The 17,422-nt window shown below is 57.5% G+C and carries 14 protein-coding genes; 6 read left to right on the forward strand and 8 right to left on the reverse strand.

Annotation, left to right across the window (positions count from 1 at the left end):
• Positions 1-50: 50 nt before the first annotated feature.
• The gene (locus WDM24_RS29920) at positions 51-2,729 is read right to left on the reverse strand and encodes a TM0106 family RecB-like putative nuclease (RefSeq protein WP_338828329.1); all 2,679 of its coding nucleotides are present in this window, start codon (positions 2,727-2,729) and stop codon (positions 51-53) included.
• A 73-nt stretch (positions 2,730-2,802) separates the two neighbouring features.
• Between WDM24_RS29920 and WDM24_RS29925 the strand changes: the two genes are divergently transcribed.
• The gene (locus WDM24_RS29925; RefSeq protein ID WP_338828330.1) at positions 2,803-3,798 is read left to right on the forward strand and encodes a helix-turn-helix transcriptional regulator; all 996 of its coding nucleotides are present in this window, start codon (positions 2,803-2,805) and stop codon (positions 3,796-3,798) included.
• A gap of 1,130 nt (positions 3,799-4,928) precedes the next feature.
• On the opposite strand, the gene WDM24_RS29930 is transcribed toward WDM24_RS29925, so the two are convergent.
• The 3 genes from WDM24_RS29930 to WDM24_RS29940 are packed head-to-tail and all read right to left on the reverse strand — an operon-like array spanning position 4,929 to position 8,516.
• On the reverse strand, positions 4,929-7,076 hold the full coding sequence (locus WDM24_RS29930) for a topoisomerase DNA-binding C4 zinc finger domain-containing protein (protein WP_338828331.1): 2,148 nt from the start codon (positions 7,074-7,076) through the stop codon (positions 4,929-4,931).
• 2 nt (positions 7,077-7,078) lie between these two features.
• Positions 7,079-7,891: a PP2C family serine/threonine-protein phosphatase gene (locus WDM24_RS29935; protein WP_338828332.1), complete on the reverse strand. Its 813-nt coding sequence runs from the start codon at positions 7,889-7,891 to the stop codon at positions 7,079-7,081.
• Entirely contained in the window at positions 7,830-8,516 is a 687-nt protein-coding gene (locus WDM24_RS29940; protein ID WP_338828333.1) for a vWA domain-containing protein, read from the reverse strand. Before WDM24_RS29940 ends, WDM24_RS29935 begins: the two co-directional genes overlap by 62 nt.
• Before the next feature lie 163 nt (positions 8,517-8,679).
• Between WDM24_RS29940 and WDM24_RS29945 the strand changes: the two genes are divergently transcribed.
• Together WDM24_RS29945 and WDM24_RS29950 are read left to right on the forward strand one after the other, a co-directional pair.
• Positions 8,680-8,958, forward strand: a complete 279-nt coding sequence (locus WDM24_RS29945) for a hypothetical protein (RefSeq protein WP_338828334.1) — start codon at positions 8,680-8,682, stop codon at positions 8,956-8,958.
• Positions 8,942-9,904, forward strand: coding sequence for a TIR domain-containing protein (locus tag WDM24_RS29950; RefSeq protein WP_338828335.1), 963 nt, complete (start codon positions 8,942-8,944; stop codon positions 9,902-9,904). The genes WDM24_RS29945 and WDM24_RS29950 overlap by 17 nt, the downstream gene beginning before the upstream one ends.
• Positions 9,905-9,960: 56 nt before the next feature.
• Here WDM24_RS29950 and WDM24_RS29955 read toward each other — a convergent pair whose 3' ends face one another.
• From WDM24_RS29955 to WDM24_RS29970, 4 genes are all read right to left on the reverse strand, one after another.
• Positions 9,961-11,160 (reverse strand): toll/interleukin-1 receptor domain-containing protein, encoded by a 1,200-nt coding sequence (locus WDM24_RS29955; protein WP_338828336.1) that lies wholly within the window; start codon positions 11,158-11,160, stop codon positions 9,961-9,963.
• A gap of 89 nt (positions 11,161-11,249) precedes the next feature.
• A complete protein-coding gene (locus WDM24_RS29960) occupies positions 11,250-11,474 on the reverse strand; it encodes a WGR domain-containing protein (RefSeq protein WP_338828337.1) in 225 nt (74 codons plus the stop codon).
• Between the two features lie 25 nt (positions 11,475-11,499).
• Positions 11,500-12,042, reverse strand: a complete 543-nt coding sequence (locus WDM24_RS29965; RefSeq protein WP_338832469.1) for a recombinase family protein — start codon at positions 12,040-12,042, stop codon at positions 11,500-11,502.
• A gap of 105 nt (positions 12,043-12,147) precedes the next feature.
• A complete protein-coding gene (locus WDM24_RS29970) occupies positions 12,148-13,281 on the reverse strand; it encodes a hypothetical protein (protein ID WP_338828338.1) in 1,134 nt (377 codons plus the stop codon).
• A 64-nt stretch (positions 13,282-13,345) separates the two neighbouring features.
• Between WDM24_RS29970 and WDM24_RS29975 the strand changes: the two genes are divergently transcribed.
• The 3 genes from WDM24_RS29975 (at position 13,346) to WDM24_RS29985 (ending at position 17,394) form a co-directional block, all read left to right on the forward strand.
• A complete protein-coding gene (locus tag WDM24_RS29975; protein ID WP_338828339.1) occupies positions 13,346-14,242 on the forward strand; it encodes a hypothetical protein in 897 nt (298 codons plus the stop codon).
• Positions 14,239-14,976: a hypothetical protein gene (locus WDM24_RS29980; RefSeq protein ID WP_338828340.1), complete on the forward strand. Its 738-nt coding sequence runs from the start codon at positions 14,239-14,241 to the stop codon at positions 14,974-14,976. Before WDM24_RS29975 ends, WDM24_RS29980 begins: the two co-directional genes overlap by 4 nt.
• 123 nt (positions 14,977-15,099) lie before the next feature.
• Entirely contained in the window at positions 15,100-17,394 is a 2,295-nt protein-coding gene (locus tag WDM24_RS29985) for an AAA family ATPase (protein WP_338828341.1), read from the forward strand.
• Positions 17,395-17,422: the final 28 nt, after the last annotated feature.

Below are 17,422 nucleotides of genomic sequence, written 5' to 3' on the forward strand. Positions count from 1 at the left end.
TGAAGATCCCGCGATCTGCCGGAACGGTGTTGTGGCCGGTGAGAAGATATTCAAGCGCCGAAAGTCCGCTTTCGCCAGGGATGGGACCCCTGGATTGGTTGAGAAAGCTGCATGGGATCACCCACCAGAACGACGTTCCTAGCACACGTCCCCATCGCCACAATATTGGCCACTGAGACCTGACCGGCCTCATCTACAAACAGGTAGTCGAAGCTCCCGTCGAAATCCGCGCGAGAAAACAACCAAGCCGTGCCGCCCACAACTGAGGCCGAGAGAAGATGCTCATCGTCATTGCTTTCTGTTTGCAGGATTTGATCTGCGTAGATGCCTTCGAACTCGTCACCCCCTTTTTTAGCAATGGTGACGTTTACCCCGCGCTCGGTCGCACGATCGATCACTGCGCGCAGAAGATTGTCGACGGCCTTGTGGCTATTGGAAGCAACAGCCACACGTTTTCCCTTCTTAACGAGTTCAAGAATGGCGCAGGAGCTAACGTAGGTCTTGCCGGTGCCAGGAGGCCCCTGAATTGGTAAGACGCTGCAATCAAGATCCACGACTGCTGACACGATTTCGGGGACAAGCTCTTTGCCCGGGTCTACGATCGTCGTCTGCCTTCCCTTACCCGAAAAGCGGGGGACTGATTTCGATACGAAGTCAACGATGGCGGGGTAGCGCCTATTGCCACGAACAATTGAATCTACTGCACGCTCGATAGCGGCTTCGATGGCGTCCGTATTTAGGGGGCCGCCAGGCAATATCGACGTCAGACTAGGAGCAACAGCGAAGCGGGCCTTAGAAAATTTGACTGTCGCGGTCAGCCTTGTTCGATCGATCTCCATCAGCGTCACGGGAGCCGGCAACCCGTTGGCTTCTACGTGGCAGCCACTGGCCCCAAGCTTTGTTTCCTGTTCGGGGAATTCGTAGGTGCGCTCCCACGACCTGCCACCGTCCACGGCGCGTGATTTAGCAACAAGACCGCCGAGACATTCGAGGTCCTCGATAAGGTCCTCCGCTTCTTTCCCGATCTTGTCAAAAACTGACCACCAGGCGGGCTTTCTCTCTCGATCATGGAAATAAACGAGGTCGAAGAGAAGATCGGCGACGCGATCTTCATGGCGGCTGGCAACAACTTTCAGCCGCTCGCGGAGCGCATCCACCGCGGCTTGCTCTTCGTTGACGCTGTCCAGGTTGAAGTTGCCCAAGCTACTCTTTGCACCGATCGACCGCCAAGGCATGCCCCCCGGCCTCACCGAGAAGATCACCCAGTCGCGAAGCTTCTGCGTCGAAATGCAATCAATCTTGTTGTAGTCGCGGATCTCCTCGAGGATCTTGGGATCTTTACTTTCCCGCCAATTTTCATACGCTACGACGCTTCCGCCGGCCGTTTTGACTTCGCCGGTTCGCGCTTCCATATAGAACGCTTCGAGATTTTTGAGCGAATAGGCGGGTTCGGAAGCAATAAGTGAGCCCGAGACAACACTATAGAGATCGACGAAACGTTTTTCTCTCAGCATCTGATCCAGCAGCGCCTCGCCAATACCGTGACTACTGGTCAGGCGCCGCAAAGCTGAGATCTCATAAGCCGCGTAGTGATAGACATGAGCATTCGGAAACTTGCTCAGCCTGTCGGCAAAGAAGGCCATGAGTTGGCGTACAGCCTCTCCCTCCTGCGCGCGATCATGGGCCCAATAGTCTTGGAAAACGCCAATCCCGCCGTTTTCGAACCAAACGCCATGGAGGTACTCCAAGCCGTCTTCGTAGAATGGATCGCCTTCTATATCGTAGAAGATGTCACCATCGTCTGGCTCCGGTAGCAGGGCCAGACCCCGACTGGGATCCAATGGCTTAAGTTCGAAGGACGGAGGACCACCGGCGCGTCTTGCCGTCTGCAAGCGCGCCTGGATTGCCAGCCTTTGGCGGGTTGTCTCGGCAAGCTTCGGCACACGCTGGGTTAGCTTTCCCAGCTCGCTCATCGTGCTGATCCCTGCGGCGACAAGCTTTCCCCGCTGACTCCGGGAAATTCCAGCCACAAGCGACAGGCTATCGGTCGCGTCCCATTGGCTCTGGCAGTTGTCGCGCCAGCGACAAAGTCCGCACATCTTCACCGGCTCGGAAGATGTGGCCGGCGGCGCAGCCACAAAAGCTTCCAGCCTGCTGCGCGCATGGCGGGCGTAAGCCGCATACTCCTTAAGTCGAAATGAAAACCGCTCTCCGTTACCCAACTCGATATGGGCATGTTCAGGCTCGAGGCCTTGAATTTCAGCCAAGAGGTCGGAGTAGAGGACCAGCTGCAAGATGTGCTTTGGATCCGGCTTGCGCTTCAACTTGGTATCGACCACCTCGTAGGAGAACGCTCCGAGCGCTGAGGGCCGTTCGACTCGCACCAGGAAATCCGACCAGCCGCCCCACGGGGTCGCGAAGAAGGCGCCCTGAAACAGGACATCAGGACCCTGTACGAGAGTTTCTCGCGTGGCCTGAGCCGCAGCGACCAACCCTCCCTCCCGGCCGAATTCGACGACGGAACGACCGTCCGACTTCAGTTTCGACAGATACCGAGATTCGTGCTCGTCACCCTGCTTCTGTAGGATTTTGGCATCATCTGTATCGTCCGCAGGTAAGAGAGCTTCTCCCCTCGCGTATCGCAGATCCAGCGCAGTCGCATGTCTGCAAGACATGAACCGCATCAGATCTGATGCGGACAATAAGACCCCCTGCCCCTCAACCTTCATGACGCAACCCCACCGTGTAACTCTAACGTAAGGAGTTGCCGTGACAATAGCTGTCACCCCCTAGGTCGCCCGAATGTCCTTCGAAAAGGCTCAGCAACTACTCGATCTTGCGACTTTCGTCGCAGGCCGGCGCATGGGCGTGACACTCGACGACGTGGCGGAGCGGCTGGGAATTTCTAGACGCACTGCGCAACGCATAATGCACGCCCTGGAGGCCCAGTTTCCCGATACTAAATCGGGCTTCGACGAAGACGGGCATAAGCGCTGGCGTCTGCAGACCGGCGCACTGCGCGACCTGCTCACCCTCGCATCCGACGAACTGGCCGCCCTCGATCTGGCAATCGAGACTCTTGAACGAAATGCTCTGGACATTGAGGCTTCTGAACTTCGTAGCCTTCGTGAAAAAATATTGGCTCTTGTGCCGCGTAACAAAATCGCTCGCGTGGAGACCGATCACGAGGCCCTGCTTGAAGCCCAAGGCCTTGCCTCACGACCTGGTCCAGCTTCGCGAATTCCGCTGGAAATTGTTTCAACGATTTCTACGGCCCTGAAATCATCGCAACGTCTGAAGATACTATACCGCTCCCAAGGGTCCGCTAAGCCAACCCCAAGAATTGTCGAGCCTTACGGCGTACTTATAGGGATCCGACGTTACCTGGTCGCGAGGCCCTTGGGAGATGTTGATGGTCCGTTGCGCTATTACGTGGCGGAGAGAATTCAAAGCGCGGAGCTCACCGGCGAAAGCTTCGTACGGGACCCTGACTTTGATATTGACCAGCACGCGCAGAAGGCTTTTGGAGCGTTTCAAAACGACGCGGAATATGGCGAGGTGGTCTGGAAGTTCAAACCTAACGCAGCGCCCCACGCTCGGGCCTTCCGGTTCCATCCAAAGCAGATCCTAGAGGATATGCCGGACGGATCGCTCATCATTCGCTTCAGCGCTTCAGGATATCTGGAAATGTGCTGGCACCTCTATATTTGGGGTGACCAGGTTGAGGTTTTGGCACCCGACGCTCTTCGAAAAATGGTCGAGCCGTACCGCAGGTCCGACTTTCAGGCTCTGCCTTAAAGAAGCTTCGCGAAGCTGCTCTGCGCAACGTCCTACTGGTTTTCCATTCGCTTGATGACCTTTGGCCAGTCCGGCATTTTCTGACATCTCGATTTTGTATATCGAAATGGAACGGCAAGCTCTTCCACGATTAGTGAATTGCCGATATTCGTTCCGTTGAGGTCAAGACCCCGCATTTCCTGTGATGGTTACAGGTATTCTCCCGCCATTGTTTCGCGCTGCAGGGACATGGGACTTCAGTGAGATCAGGTGTTCCGCTCCTAAGAAGCTCCTCAAAACGCTCCTTCGCGATGATCGCCAGAGCTCGCTCATCAGGACCGACCTTGCGACGACGTGTCCAAGTCTCCGGAGTGTCGTAGCCAACCATTCGAAACTCGGCCCCCCGAGCACGGACAGCCCGCATAGCGCCGGCTGACCTTTCGGACGACGTGTGTTATTTTAGCAGCACAATCATGATGATATCAATTTTTAACAGTGGCCAGCTCTTCGAGACTCGGGAGTGCGCACTTGTCCGTCTTCCCGACGGAAGGAAGGGTGCGGTCTGGCGCGGGCTGGCATATCCAGTTTGTGAACCGGACGCTCGTGTCGAGATGGAGGGTGACAGAGGCCATCCTCAATGGCTACCAGCCAGAAGGGCTAGAGCTCGCGCAGCTCTTAAAGTCCATCCCGACAGCCTGGGATGAGCAAGACGCAGACTTCCGCTGCTAGCGGCGGGGCCGTTCGGTCAGGCACCAGGGTTGGAATTCGCCCATCGCATGTTATGGAACCTTAGTACAAACGCCATACTGCGGCGGAAGCAATCGTTGAGGCGGCGGATTTTTTCGGTAGTGGTGCTGTCGTTCATTTTTATGCTCCCTGTTGGTTGTCGGCCATTCCGGCCGGTCGGGAGAAATTGAGGCCGGCAGCTTCAGCGGGCAGGCAACGGGAGGCTCCGCGTGAGGGCCCCTCCGGGATACGCGTGGATGCCCTTACCGGCTCGCCGCTGCAGGCCTATGCGTCCCGACACTTGCCGGCCGGATGGCGTGACGTTCACGGGAGAAGGGAAAGACAGCACAACCCGGAAAATCGCAAAACTGCAAATACGATTTTGCACCGATGTGCTTTTTAGACGAATGCGGGAACGCGCCGGACTAGCTTCTCGTGCCCGTGCAGCGTGGGTATCGACTGCATCCCCAAAACGCGCCACCAGCGTTTCGGCCCCTACGAGCGGTCCGGCGCACCATGGCTGATCCACAGCGCGGACAAACCGGCACGCCATGTGGCGACGCCGTAGGTGTCGGCGTCCACGAGTGAGCTGCGGCTGGCGGCGGAGATTTTGGGGCGATCGTAATGGGTGCGGAATACGGCACCGGCAGACCAAGGAGCTGCAGGTTGTGCGCGGCACGCGCTCGTTCACCCAAGGCAGCCATGAGCGGCTGATCCACGGTTTGAGCGCGCACAGCAACACGCTGCGAACCCGATTGGAGGGCGGTAAGGCCTGAGTTTATCTTCGCTTGCAGATCTACCCGTTTAGCAACCGATGCTGCCCTCACAGCATTTTCGGCTTGTGCATCCGCTGAGCTTGGCGCGGTGTTGTATCGGAATTGCGCTTCATGGCCACGGCGCCAGCTTATCATTCGTGCCGTCATCGCCTCGCCGAAGCCAGGGACAGCGCGCACCGCGGTTTCATTCACGTCTGCAGCGGTTTCGATGCCGAACGATGCGAGCGTCGCCGTTTTGGCTGGCCCGACTCCATTGATTTTGGCGGAACGAATTGTAAAGCGGTCAAGAAAGGCGTCGCGTTGCCGCGATTCTCTCGTCGATCTCAAATTTGCGAGATCGCGATTAAGGTCAGCCTCCAGCTGTCGGTACGCTGCAATCCATTTTTCTAGATCATCTCGAATGCCATACAGCTCGGTTAATCCGATGCGCTGGATGAAGGTAAGCTCAGCTTTGCGCGCCCGCTGGTCGGCCGACGTGAAGGCAGCCTGAAACGGCGCGAAGTCTACAGTGCTGCCGAATAGCTTGTGCAAACCGTAGATACCGAGCGCGATCCAAACGATTGCAGCTGGTGGGAAGATGACGAACCCGGCTCCAGCGCCAATGAGCGCGCCAACACCCATCGCTTTACTGCTCGCCTGACCGCGCTTGGCCTCGGCAACGGCACCATCGCTGCCGAGCGATCCGCTCCATTTGGGAATGACGCTAACCGCCTGGGGCAACGTGACCGCGCGGACCTGGGCCGATATGCGTTCGATATCGAACGGGCCGAGTGGCGGTACTGGCGTGTCGCCGCCAATAAAATTGGGGAACATGTCGACGCCAGACTGGACCGTCAGCCGGCACCACACGCATTCCCGCGCGGCGGAGGGAAAATAGTGTGTTTTCACCTTCGTGCAGTGGCTTAGGCTGCCTTCCAGGTTTTTAAGAAGGTTCACCCAGTTCGCTGCATCAGGACGTGCGGCGGGATCTAAGCCGAATGCCGCTTCGAACGCCTGCGCGATCGGTGGCGGAAAATCGTTGAGCGAGATTGATCCCGGTGGTGGCGTGGTGCGCGTTTGTGCTTGCCGCGCAATCGAAAAGGCAAAGCGGTTTTGTGCAATCGCCTCCCCCATCGTCAGATCAGGTCCAGCGTACCGGCCTGCATACGGATGCTTGCCCATCGCAAGCAGTTGAAATATCGCGACCGCCAGTCCGAAATGATCCTGAGCTTTTGTCCTCGCGGTGACGGTTTTGAGATCGCGTCCTTGCAACTCGGGCGGCGTAAAATCCGGCATTCCCACAACGCAGGGATATGAACGCCCGTTGATCGTGAATTGAAAGCTGTCGGCGTCGATAAGCGCAACCACATAATTCTGCGAGATCAATACGCCGGAGTGGTTAAAGTCACCGATGACGCAGCCCGTTTCATGGACCTTTCCAACAGCGCGGGCGACGTTAAGCGCGGCATGGATAAGATGCCGGTAATTCGCCTTCGGATATTGCAGCTTGCGTGACTTCGGATGGTAGAGTTCGTGCATTGGCCAAAACGATTTGACCAAACGCATCGCAAAGCCACCAAAGCCTCCGGCCGAGTCGGTCGTCAATTCCGACGGGAATGCGACGAGGTCGGTCGAGGCCGCTAGCGCGCCACCGATCATGGCGCGCACTTTTGGTTCGCGACTGGCGCGTAGATGCTCTTTGTAGATTTTCACCGCTTGGTCCGGCAGGCTCTCGACGAGAAACACGTCGCCTTCGCCGCCGCCGCCAATCCGCTTTCCCAGTCGGTAAGCTTTTCCCCCGATCTTCACCGACTGCATGATCAGGCACCAGATAGCAGCACGAGCGTTTTATCGTCATCAGTGCGGTCGCAGACCGCAGGACTATCGAGGTATTGCCCCAAGGCCAGCGACAACTGTTTGAGTTTGCCAGCCTCCGCTGAGGCGTCTATCGGCCTCATCATCGGGTCAAAAAAGCGCGCATGAGGCTGAATAAGCGAATGATCAAGCGCAAGATTTTCAATGCCATCGGAGAAGAGAGCAAAGGCATTATATTCGAGCGGCAGCCGCGCCGTTCTAAGCCGCACTTCCGGGTCATCGGTTATAAAATAAGTCGATGATGCAAACTCGCCGTTCTCGGGCCAACAGATCGCCTCCCAGATCCCTGCGCGCCTTGCGACAAGGGCGCTGTCGCCGATCTGGAGCGCTAGAAGTTGGCCGTCTTTGATTGTGAGCATCACAAGTGTCGCTGCAAACTGCCGACGAGCAATCCCGTGCGTCGTGCCGGCCTTGGCGAGCAGGTCTCGCAGCTCGTCGATCCAGCTCATGACTTGTTCGTCGCCAGGTAGGCGTTGGCCTCCTGTCAACCAAGCCCGCATCCGAACAGACAGATGCCGACATACCAAAGACGCGCCCTCGCCGCCATGGCTGGCGCTGCCCGCGCCGTCGGAAACGACGATGCAGACTTCGCCGGGCCTCGCACTAGAGGCGGAATATGCGTCTTGTTTGCGCGTGCCCGTACGTAGGTGAGATGTTCCGGTTTTAGAGGCGACCGCCCACCGCCACCGGATCGAACTATCCTGCAACGGCCCAACCGCGAGGCGCAGTAGGATTGACAAGCGGGGGTGGCTCACCATCGGGCGCCGACCTCGACATGGCGCTCAGTGAACCTGACAGCCATACAAAGAGATCACGAAAAGCGAGGCCTTTCAATTTAAGCGGCTCGCGCGTAGCAATCTGCGCAAGGGTGCCCATATCCGCGCCCTCGACACCGACCGCATAAAACAAGATTTCCTTCGCCTCTGGATTATCACCGGCATGGACGCGACGCTTGGCTTCTTGCCAGCTATCGGTCGGCGCGCCATCGGTGATGAGGAAAACCCAGGGACGATTGTATTTGATGCCGTTCGCGCGGTAGCGGTCCTTGCGTGCTCGCAACATATCCAGAGCGTGAACGATGGCCTCTCCCATCGGCGTGGCGCCGCTCGCTTCCAAGGTCTCCGGAAAAAAGCCGTCCACTGTTTTGAAGTCGGCGCGGGTTTCAACCGGACCGAACGTCACCACGGCGATTTCAACGCGTTTCGCGGCCATGGAGTCATTGTGGAGCGCTTCCTTAAACGCCAGGATGCCCTCGTTGAGCTGCCGGATAGGCTCGCCGCGCATCGACGTAGAGGTGTCGAGCAACAGAACACAAGGGCAACGTTGCTCCGGGTTTTCGGCGAATTCTGCATCGGCGAATGGCTGTTGCTCAAAGTCGTTCACGGCGTCCTCCATTTTCCCCATAACGCAGGGCGGCTTGCCCTAATATACGCATAGGTTGTCGGAAAATCGATCCGGTCGTGGGGCGGGAAAACCCCAGAAACGACGATCCGGCGTCACGATTTCGGTTGCGATAGCTGGTTTCGCTATCACCCTGCAGCGCCCAGTGGTGGCGCTCCTGACGCTCGTGCCGATCTTCGCGTTCGCGTTTCTCGATGCCCGCTACCTTCAGCTGGAGCGTCGGTTTCGGGAACGGTTTGGCGTTGTCGCAGCGGAAGGCTGGGACACACCGCCCAACTTCGATATGGGCAAGAAGGCAGACCCTGTTTCGCCATACTGGTCCGCGTTCTTCAGCTGGTCAGTGGCGGGCTTCTATCTGCCACTGGCAGTCGTGGCAGTGATGGCGGTCGGCATCGCGAGGCAGGTCTATGACAAACTCCTATGATAGGAATGCGCTGGTCAACGCGCTGCTCGGCAACTCGACGACGCCGACCACAGAATCACCCTTCGGTTCGGCGCTAGCGAATGCTCAATTCGGCTCGCTGTTCGCTCCTTTGCCGACCACGCCGCCACCGCCGCAAAACAATTTTGCTGGATTGCTTGGCCTGATCGGGCAGCCGTCCACACCTCCGGCTTCGCCTTCTCTCAGCGCGCTTTCGCCATTCGGCTCCAATCTTCTCCGAGACTTGGTCGCACCGCCCGTGGCGCCGGCTAAGCCAGCACCGATCTATGCACCGGCAACAATCAAACGGAAGGGGTTCTTCTCGTTCCACTACGCCGATATCATTCGCGTCAACAACGTGCGCAACGCTTGGAAGATCAACGCACCCGGCCGCGAGGACAAACGGCAGTTCTTTGACCGCAGCCTGTGGGAGTCGGTACAGCGAAAGAACCCGGAGGGCCTCAAGAACCTGATTCGGTCCGGCATGGTTCACGCTTCCGCCGTCTGCGTACTGGTCGGCACGGAGACCTGGAGTCGGCCTTGGGTAAGGTATGAGATTGCCCGGTCGGTCATCGACAAGAAGGGTTTGCTGGCCGTCCATATCAACAGCTTGCGACATCATCACCGTTTGGCGGCCGATCTACACGGTGAAAACCCGCTTGCCTACATGGCCGTCGGCTCACCAAAGCAAGGCCTCTATTACTTGTACGAACGCGTGTTGCGGCAGGTGATCCAAAACGGACAACTGATCTGGCAGTGGCAGTGGGAAAAATATAGCAAGCATAGCTCGCCTGTGCCGCTGCCAAAATACATGCAGGCTAATCCTCCTCAGGTGGGTTACGTCGTGCCGCTTTCCGATGTGACCGCTATCTACGATTACGTCGCCGAGGAAGGCCACAAAAACATCGGCGCGTGGATCGACACTGCGGCCTTGCGTGCAGGGCGTTGATCCTACCCCACGTGCGGGCTCACAAAAGTGATCCAAAACGCACCTGAGGTTGACGGTTACGATCGGCTCTTAACAAACCGACGCATGTTGTCGTTGCCGACGATGCGCACGATCGCCCAAGGCATCGTTCCTATCGCGCGATAGTCTACAATCAACCGCCGCTCCAAAAGATAGTATATGGTGGCGTTAAGACGCCGCGGCTCCCATCCGTAGCGAACTGCGATCTCGGCACAGTCCGCGGGAAATTGAGGATCGCTCATAATGTCCGCCGCCAATCGCAAGGCGTCATCGGCGGGTTTCCATGGCTTCCAATAGCGGTCAAACTCAGCGAAGAGCGCCCCTTCGACCAGCACGTGAAAACTTGATGTCTTAAAAAACGCGCGCAACTCATGAAGGGCATCTTCGGTATCCGCGTTGCTTAGCCCCGTTTCTTTGGCCAAGGTCTCGATATCGAACTGCGGATCGGCGAACAGCGCATTCTCGGACTTTTCGACGCACAGGCGCGCGATCGCATTAGCGGCCGCAGAGTAACCCGTATCACTGGATTGGCTGCTTTTTGCACTAGGCGCCTCACCTCTCGGTGGCCGCCGCGTCAAGCCGTGGATATCACTAATGAGCTGCGTCAAATCTTCGTCGCCGGTGATCGAGGGCGAATGAATGCCTGATAACAGCGGCGGAAGCCCTGAGATCGGCAGCTCGTGCCTTATCGGGAGAAATTTGCACTGGTCATTGAGCTTTCGCACCAACCCAGCGTCCATTTCCTGATTAACCCAAGGCTTCTTGATTGATTGAGGACTCAACAGCACCAGGAAGTGGGTGCAGCCTCCGATCCCTTTGTCAATTTTCTGCCGGAAACTATCGCCAGCGGCGATGCACCACTTATCCCACCAGACTTCGATGCCGGCAGCCTCCAACGATTCTGCGATACGTTTGGCAATCGCAACGTCGTCGGACGTGTAGCTGAGGAAAACGCGCGGTAATGCTGGCGTCACTTCGGATGCCGTCTCGGTCATTTCGCCTCCCAACCTTGACTGTACGAGGGCAACCAACTCGGGGGACCCTTCAACGTGGATTTTGAGATCGTCGAGACTGTCACCGCGCACCACGATGGTCGGAAACTCACCCGTTTTCGGGTCACGGATGCTGCCGATCTGCTCAGTCAGCTCTTCGCGCAGACCCTCGAGAATCGAGGCCATCATCGCGTCCGCGAGATTGTTCGGATCAACCGACTTGCCGTCAATTTTAAAGGTAATCATAAGCTTATCACCTGCGGCCTGGCCGTCATCTTATGACGATTCGCTGTGAGATTCGACCGGGAGTGGCAGCTAACACGCGGCCACTCGCTCTAGCGGTAGCCTCGCTTGATCCTCCGTACCCAGTGCAAGATCAAAGCAAGGTCGGCGCGGCCACGTGAGGCGTGAAATTCGGCACGTACCGTCCCGCTTTGTCCGATGCGCCCCCACTCTCTCACGAGGGTCCAACCACCAAACAGCGTTGGCTGAACATCCAATTTGTAGAGCCGAGCCATGTTGCGGCTGTTGTCGATGCGGGTGAGCATGATTGCGGTCATGCGATTTCCTCCTCTTGTTGATTTCTTAACGCGCGCGACACGATCGATGCGTTACAACCCGTAATGCACCGATCTCGCGCATTCCTCGCCCTTCGTCCTGCAGATCCCGCGCGTGCGCGATCTGCTCCGGATTCAGCTTTGGTTTACGCCCGAACCGGCGCCCCTGGGCTTTGGCGCGCTCCCTGCCCTCTTTCGTTCTGGATAAGATAAAGGCACGGTCTAGCTGCGCAAACGCCGACAACATCGTGAGCATGGCTGCCGCTTGCGGCGAGTTGGTGTTGGCCCAAGGCTCAGTCAGCGACTCAAACGTTGCGCCCCTCGCCTCAATGTCATGAACGATGTTGAGCAGGTCACGTGATGACCGCGCCAGGCGGTCAATACGAACGACGGCAAGCACGTCGCCCTGGTCGAGCGCGGCGATCGCACGGGCGAGCTGTGGCCGATCCGCCCTTACCCCGCTCATCTTTTCGCTGAAGACCTTGATGACGCCGGCAGCTTTGAGGACGTCAACTTGCCCAGCATGATCCTGCTCAGAGGTAGACACGCGGGCGTAGCCGTATTTCAACACTGCCAATTTGCAACAGACTTCTGCACCGGTCAAAGCCGTTGCGAAGCTTAATGCTCACCAGTGTTGGATTTGTTTTGAGTTGTGCAACGCCATCCGGAATTACGCCTACGCGGAAATATCACCGAGCATCTTCTTCCGCCATTGCTGAAGACCGCTCTGAGCCTCGACGGTTGCCCGCATATTTCTCTCCAGCCAGAGATGTATTGATCTCTTCTTGAGCGGGGGAGGAGGAAAGTTCTTCATCGCCTGCGTTGCCAATTGTAGTTGCGGCAACAGCTGTTCGGAGGACGCCACGTCCTTGCGCAAAGTTCTGATAATCAGCGCTTTCACTTCCGGGTCGTTCAGCGCGAGACCGGCATCGAAACTTCTCTTCTGCAACTCTATAAATGCTGGAATTTGCTTGACAGGTGAATTCATCTCCATGAAGGCGACGAGTTCGTCGGACACTTGGTCTGCCTCTGGCAAATCAGGAAACGCAAGCGTGAGATAAAGGTCCTGCGGCGAACTTATTGTTTGTTTCTTGTTTATCCGCGCCGTAAGCGCATCGACCCTTTTCCCGAACAGCTTAACGATCTGCTGCGCGCTCTGATGTGAAAGTTGCGCCAACGGAATCGGTTCATTTTTCATAACCTCGTACCTGTTGGCCGCCAACTCGGCGACCCACGGGCGGTCCGGCAAACGATGAAAGCAGTCCTCGACCGCCTTCAGCATACACCCCTCCGTCAGGAATGAATTCGGCGTTACCTCTCCCGGCGTTGGCTCCCGCTCCAGGCCCTTGAAAAGTGGAACGCCGATCCGGCGATACCCCTCCGCAACAAGCTGCGAACAAAAGAAACTGTTCGGCGCGCTTCCCAACCAAGGAAACTTCACGCCGAATACTCCCCTCCAGTTGTACGGTTTGTTCGCCTCACCATGGAGCGCCATAAAAATCAGATGCTTTGCATCTTCCTGCCATCCGGACGATTCGATCAAGCTGTTGTATTCAGGATGCCGCAGTACCAAGAAGCGCTCAGGCTCTTCGGTGATCACCCGGTTCGCGAGCAGTATCCGCACCCCTTCGTCGGCTTCCATGATTTGTCCCATGCCGACATAGACAAACACATGAGAGAATCGAGCATCCCCGCGGGCACCCAAGGGGCGATCCGCGACCGTTATGAGCTTCGATATCTTCCCCGATCCGGATTCCAGGATTACGTCGCCGGGTTCAAGTTTTTCCGCATCCAACTGGAAAAATGCCATTCGATTGTCCATGACGCTAAGATAGTGTTGGCCCGTATCTCAACCTCTGCACTACCGAAAATCAATGACAACATTCATCACGAAGGTTTGGGGCTTCGATAATCCCTGTGGACCGTTGGTGTTCAACTCGCCGGGGTGGCGGGCCAACGCGATTGAACAGCTTAGGCCGGGAGATCGCGTGATCCTAGTGGGGACTAAGGGCGAGGAAACCGAGCTAGAGAACCGAAACCGCGTGATGGGCATGATGGAGCCGAGCACGGAGCCGGTCGCTGCCATTGACTTCATCAACCCTGACCAATCAGAAAGACGATTTTTCCGCGAGGATGGCAGCTATCGTTGGCCGTTCGGGCTCCTGAATTTTCGTGCATGGGAGTTTGAACCGGGCCTCTTCTTGGATGATGTCGCACCGAGGGAGGGCAACCAATTCGGCTCGGCCGCCGCGGCCGGTATCGTGCCACTTACGGCCGAGGAAGAAAGCCGGGTGCTGGGCCACCCCCACGCCGAAGTCCCGCTCCTCACGTCCACACGGACCGATCGCCGCTTATTTGGTGAAGACCAAGCCCGCAGACGCAATGCCCCGCCGCCAACCGAGGGCGCGCGCCGAGGGATCATGCACATGCGCCAAGGAATGGCTCAGGTGTATTGGTTTCGTTTGGTGGCCAGCAGAACAATTGTCGGCCATAAGATCGGCTGGGCTTTCGACCATAGACAACGGCTCGGCCAATTCAGGGCTGTGTCGTTGTCGCGACTGGGTGGCCTGCGATATCAAGCCTACAGGGTTCAAGACTTCGCGACTGCGAGGCTCGCTTTTCGGGTCGAGCAAGGTATCCTCAAAAGCTTCGACCAGCACCGATATGACTTTAACCGCGAGGTGTTGACCCGCATCAACACTGCGCAAATCGAAACAGTCTGGAATCGTTACGTGACCGACGCGTTAACGGGACGATTGTCGCCAACATGAGCAAGCGCTTCAGAGGCAAGCCCTGCGTATATTGCAACGCGGCCCCGTCGACGACGACGGGCGATCACGTGTTCGCGCGAGAATTCTTCTTGGAATCTCGAAGGGCAAACCTGCCCAAGGTCCCGGCCTGCGACGCGTGCAACAACGATAAGTCAAAACTTGAACACTACCTAACTGCCGTTTTGCCGTTCGGCGGTCGGCACAACGATTCGGCCGAGCATCTGTCGACGTTGGTCGAGCCTCGTCTGGCCAACAATCTCCGGCTTCACGGTGAACTCAGTGGCGGCCTCGATCAAACCTTGAGTGTAGAGCGCGGCGTCCTTATGCCGGTTCATAACGTTCCCATTGACGGTGAAAAGATCGGCCAACTGTTTAGCTTTATCGCCAAGGCGCTCCTTTGGCATCACTGGCAAACCACTATGAACCCGGAAAGCCATGGCATATGGGCAGGCTTCCTAAACCCGATCGGCCTCCAGCTTTTCAGTCCGTTCTTTGCGTCGAACAACCAAGTGCGCGAAAATCTTGGCGAAGGCACTTTCGTCTATGAGGGCGTGCGAGGGACTGACGATCCCGAAATGAGCCTATGGTTGTTTAGTATATATGGCGGCATGAAGCTCAGCGGCGACCCGTCAACGCCCACGCAAGAATGCTCAACCATCGGCGCTATCACGGCCACCCACGGGTTCATGACGAAATTCGCGACCCTACTCGGTGGCCACCACACAGAACCTTAAAGGGTGATGCCGCCCGACTTTGGCAATGTCGGCCGTCGGAAAAGACGGTGTTACGGCCCATGGCGCAACACCTGAGGTTGCGCTATAGACCGCTCAAATGAATAAAACCCGGGTGGATTCTCGATGACTTGTGAGCGGATCGCGCTTTTGCGGAATATTGGCCAGTTCGATTCGGTCAACGCTGGCGCACAGTTGCCCCTCTCGCGGTTCTCGGTAATCTACGCGGAGAATGGTCGAGGAAAAACGACGCTCGCGACCATTCTGCGCTCGGCGAAATCAGGTGATCCTCAGTTAATCTCCGATCGGCACAGGCTGGGCGCGCAACATCCGCCGCATATCGTGCTGACCGTCGGCGGGGCCCCCGTGGTCTTTCAGAACGGCGCGTGGACGTCGGCGCTGCCCCATGTCGAGGTATTCGATGACGGATTTGTTGCGGCGAACGTCTGTTCTGGCATCGAAATCGAGACCGCCCACCGGAAAAACCTGCATGAGCTGATCCTGGGCGCACAGGGCGTTACCCTCAACAGCGATGTCCAGAGACACGTCGAAAGTATTGAACAACACAATCGCGATCTCCGGATCAAGGAAGCGGCCATACCTGCCGCCGCTCGCGGGGCGCTTGATGTCGATTCATTTTGCGCCCTTGCGGCCGATCCAGACATCGAGACCAAGATTACAGCGGCGGATCGTAATCTCGCTGCGGCCCGCTCGGCCGATGCGATTAATCATCAGCCCGAATTTCTCACTTTGACCTTGCCGACCTTTGACGCCGCTTCGCTGAATTTGCTGCTGGCACGACAACTGGCAGAGCTAGAAGCTGACGCCGCTGCACGCGTATCAACGCATCTGCAAGCGTTGGGCGTGGGAGGCGAGGCTTGGGTCAGTGATGGCATGGCCCGCATTGCCGACGCCTCGGAGGCTCACGACCATGAGGTCTGTCCGTTCTGCGCTCAAAACCTCGAAGGCTCAAACCTCATACAGCATTATCAGGCTTATTTCAGCGCGGCCTACCAAGAGCTCAAGGGAGCGCTGAACGCCATTGAACAGTCAACCTCAATCAATCACGGCGGAGAAGCGCAGGCCGCTTTCGAGCGCGCCATACGAGTTGCCTCTCAAAACCGCGAGTTTTGGCGGGCCTTCCTCGACTTACCGACAATAGACGTGGATACGGCGGCGATAGCTCGCGCGTGGACGGCCGCGCGCGATGCGGTGCTCGCACTTCTTCGCGCCAAGATCGCGTCTCCGTTGGAGCCTATGTCGCTGTCAACAATAGCGCTTGCCGCAATAGATACCTATGAACAGCAACGCTCCGCCGTCATTGCGCTGATCGCCGGGCTGGTAGCCTGCAATCCGCAGATTGCGGTCGTCAAGGAGCGCGCTGCCGGCGCGGATGTAGCGACTTTGGCCGCCGATCTTGCGAAACTTCAGTCGGTGCGACAACGCCACGAACCAGCGACCGCCCAGCTTTGCGACGAATATCTAGACGAGAAAGCGTTAAAGGCCGTAACCGAGGCGGCGCGCGTAACCGCCCGCGCAGCACTTGACCAATACCGGCAGAATATCTTTCCCGCGTATCAATTGGCGATTAACGAGTATCTGCAGCGGTTCAACGCCGGCTTTAGGCTCGATGCGGTGTCTTCGGTCAACAACCGAGGCGGCTCATCAGCCAGCTATGCGGTGCTCATCAATAACGTTTCCGTTTCGATTACCGCCAACGACGGACCGTCGTTCCGCAATACACTTAGCGCGGGCGACCGAAACACGCTTGCCCTTGCTTTTTTCTTCGCCTCGCTTGAGCAAGACCCGAACCTGGCGCAAAAGATCGTCGTGATCGACGATCCGATGACCAGCCTGGACGAACATCGATCACTAACGACCGTCCAAGAGATGCGTCGACTGGAAGCCCGTGTCGCGCAAATGATCGTGCTTTCGCACTCGAAGCCGTTTCTCTGCGCGCTCTGGGAAGGCGCGGATCCAGCCACCCGATCCGCCATGCGGATTTCGCGGCAGGGTACTGGTTCGACGCTAGCGACTTGGGACGTTCGTCAAGATTGTATCACTGAACACGACCGCCGGCATGAACTGGTCGAGCGTTACCTGCAGGCAAGTGATCCCGCGACGGAACGATCCGTCGCTGCGGCTCTAAGGCCGATCATGGAGGCTTTCATGCGTGTCTCCTATCCGGGCGTCTTCCCGCCGGGGACAATGCTGGGGCATTTTCACAATATCTGCCAGCAACGCCTCAACACACCCAACCAGCTTCTAAATACGGCTGACACCGCCGAGCTTCGCGCGTTGCTCGATTACGCCAACCGATTCCACCACGACACCAACGCGGCGTGGGAGACAGCTGCAATCAACGATCAAGAGCTGACTGGCTATTGCGGACGTACCCTACGCTTTACCAAGCGCGCTTGAGAGTGAACGGCCCAGTCCGCCGGCTTAC

This window comes from Bradyrhizobium sp. 27S5 (assembly GCF_037217225.1).
Lineage (GTDB): Bacteria > Pseudomonadota > Alphaproteobacteria > Rhizobiales > Xanthobacteraceae > Bradyrhizobium > Bradyrhizobium septentrionale.

What these genes read in the sequence shown, in the direction of transcription:
- WDM24_RS29920 (WP_338828329.1), bottom strand. Translation starts at nt 2,729, where the DNA reads ATGAAGGTTGAGGGGCAGGGGGTCTTATTGTCCGCATCAGATCTGATG.
- WDM24_RS29925 (WP_338828330.1), top strand. Translation starts at nt 2,803, where the DNA reads ATGTCCTTCGAAAAGGCTCAGCAACTACTCGATCTTGCGACTTTCGTC.
- WDM24_RS29930 (WP_338828331.1), bottom strand. Translation starts at nt 7,076, where the DNA reads ATGCAGTCGGTGAAGATCGGGGGAAAAGCTTACCGACTGGGAAAGCGG.
- WDM24_RS29935 (WP_338828332.1), bottom strand. Translation starts at nt 7,891, where the DNA reads ATGGTGAGCCACCCCCGCTTGTCAATCCTACTGCGCCTCGCGGTTGGG.
- WDM24_RS29950 (WP_338828335.1), top strand. Translation starts at nt 8,942, where the DNA reads ATGACAAACTCCTATGATAGGAATGCGCTGGTCAACGCGCTGCTCGGC.
- WDM24_RS29955 (WP_338828336.1), bottom strand. Translation starts at nt 11,160, where the DNA reads ATGATTACCTTTAAAATTGACGGCAAGTCGGTTGATCCGAACAATCTC.
- WDM24_RS29960 (WP_338828337.1), bottom strand. Translation starts at nt 11,474, where the DNA reads ATGACCGCAATCATGCTCACCCGCATCGACAACAGCCGCAACATGGCT.
- WDM24_RS29970 (WP_338828338.1), bottom strand. Translation starts at nt 13,281, where the DNA reads ATGGCATTTTTCCAGTTGGATGCGGAAAAACTTGAACCCGGCGACGTA.
- WDM24_RS29975 (WP_338828339.1), top strand. Translation starts at nt 13,346, where the DNA reads ATGACAACATTCATCACGAAGGTTTGGGGCTTCGATAATCCCTGTGGA.
- WDM24_RS29980 (WP_338828340.1), top strand. Translation starts at nt 14,239, where the DNA reads ATGAGCAAGCGCTTCAGAGGCAAGCCCTGCGTATATTGCAACGCGGCC.
- WDM24_RS29985 (WP_338828341.1), top strand. Translation starts at nt 15,100, where the DNA reads ATGACTTGTGAGCGGATCGCGCTTTTGCGGAATATTGGCCAGTTCGAT.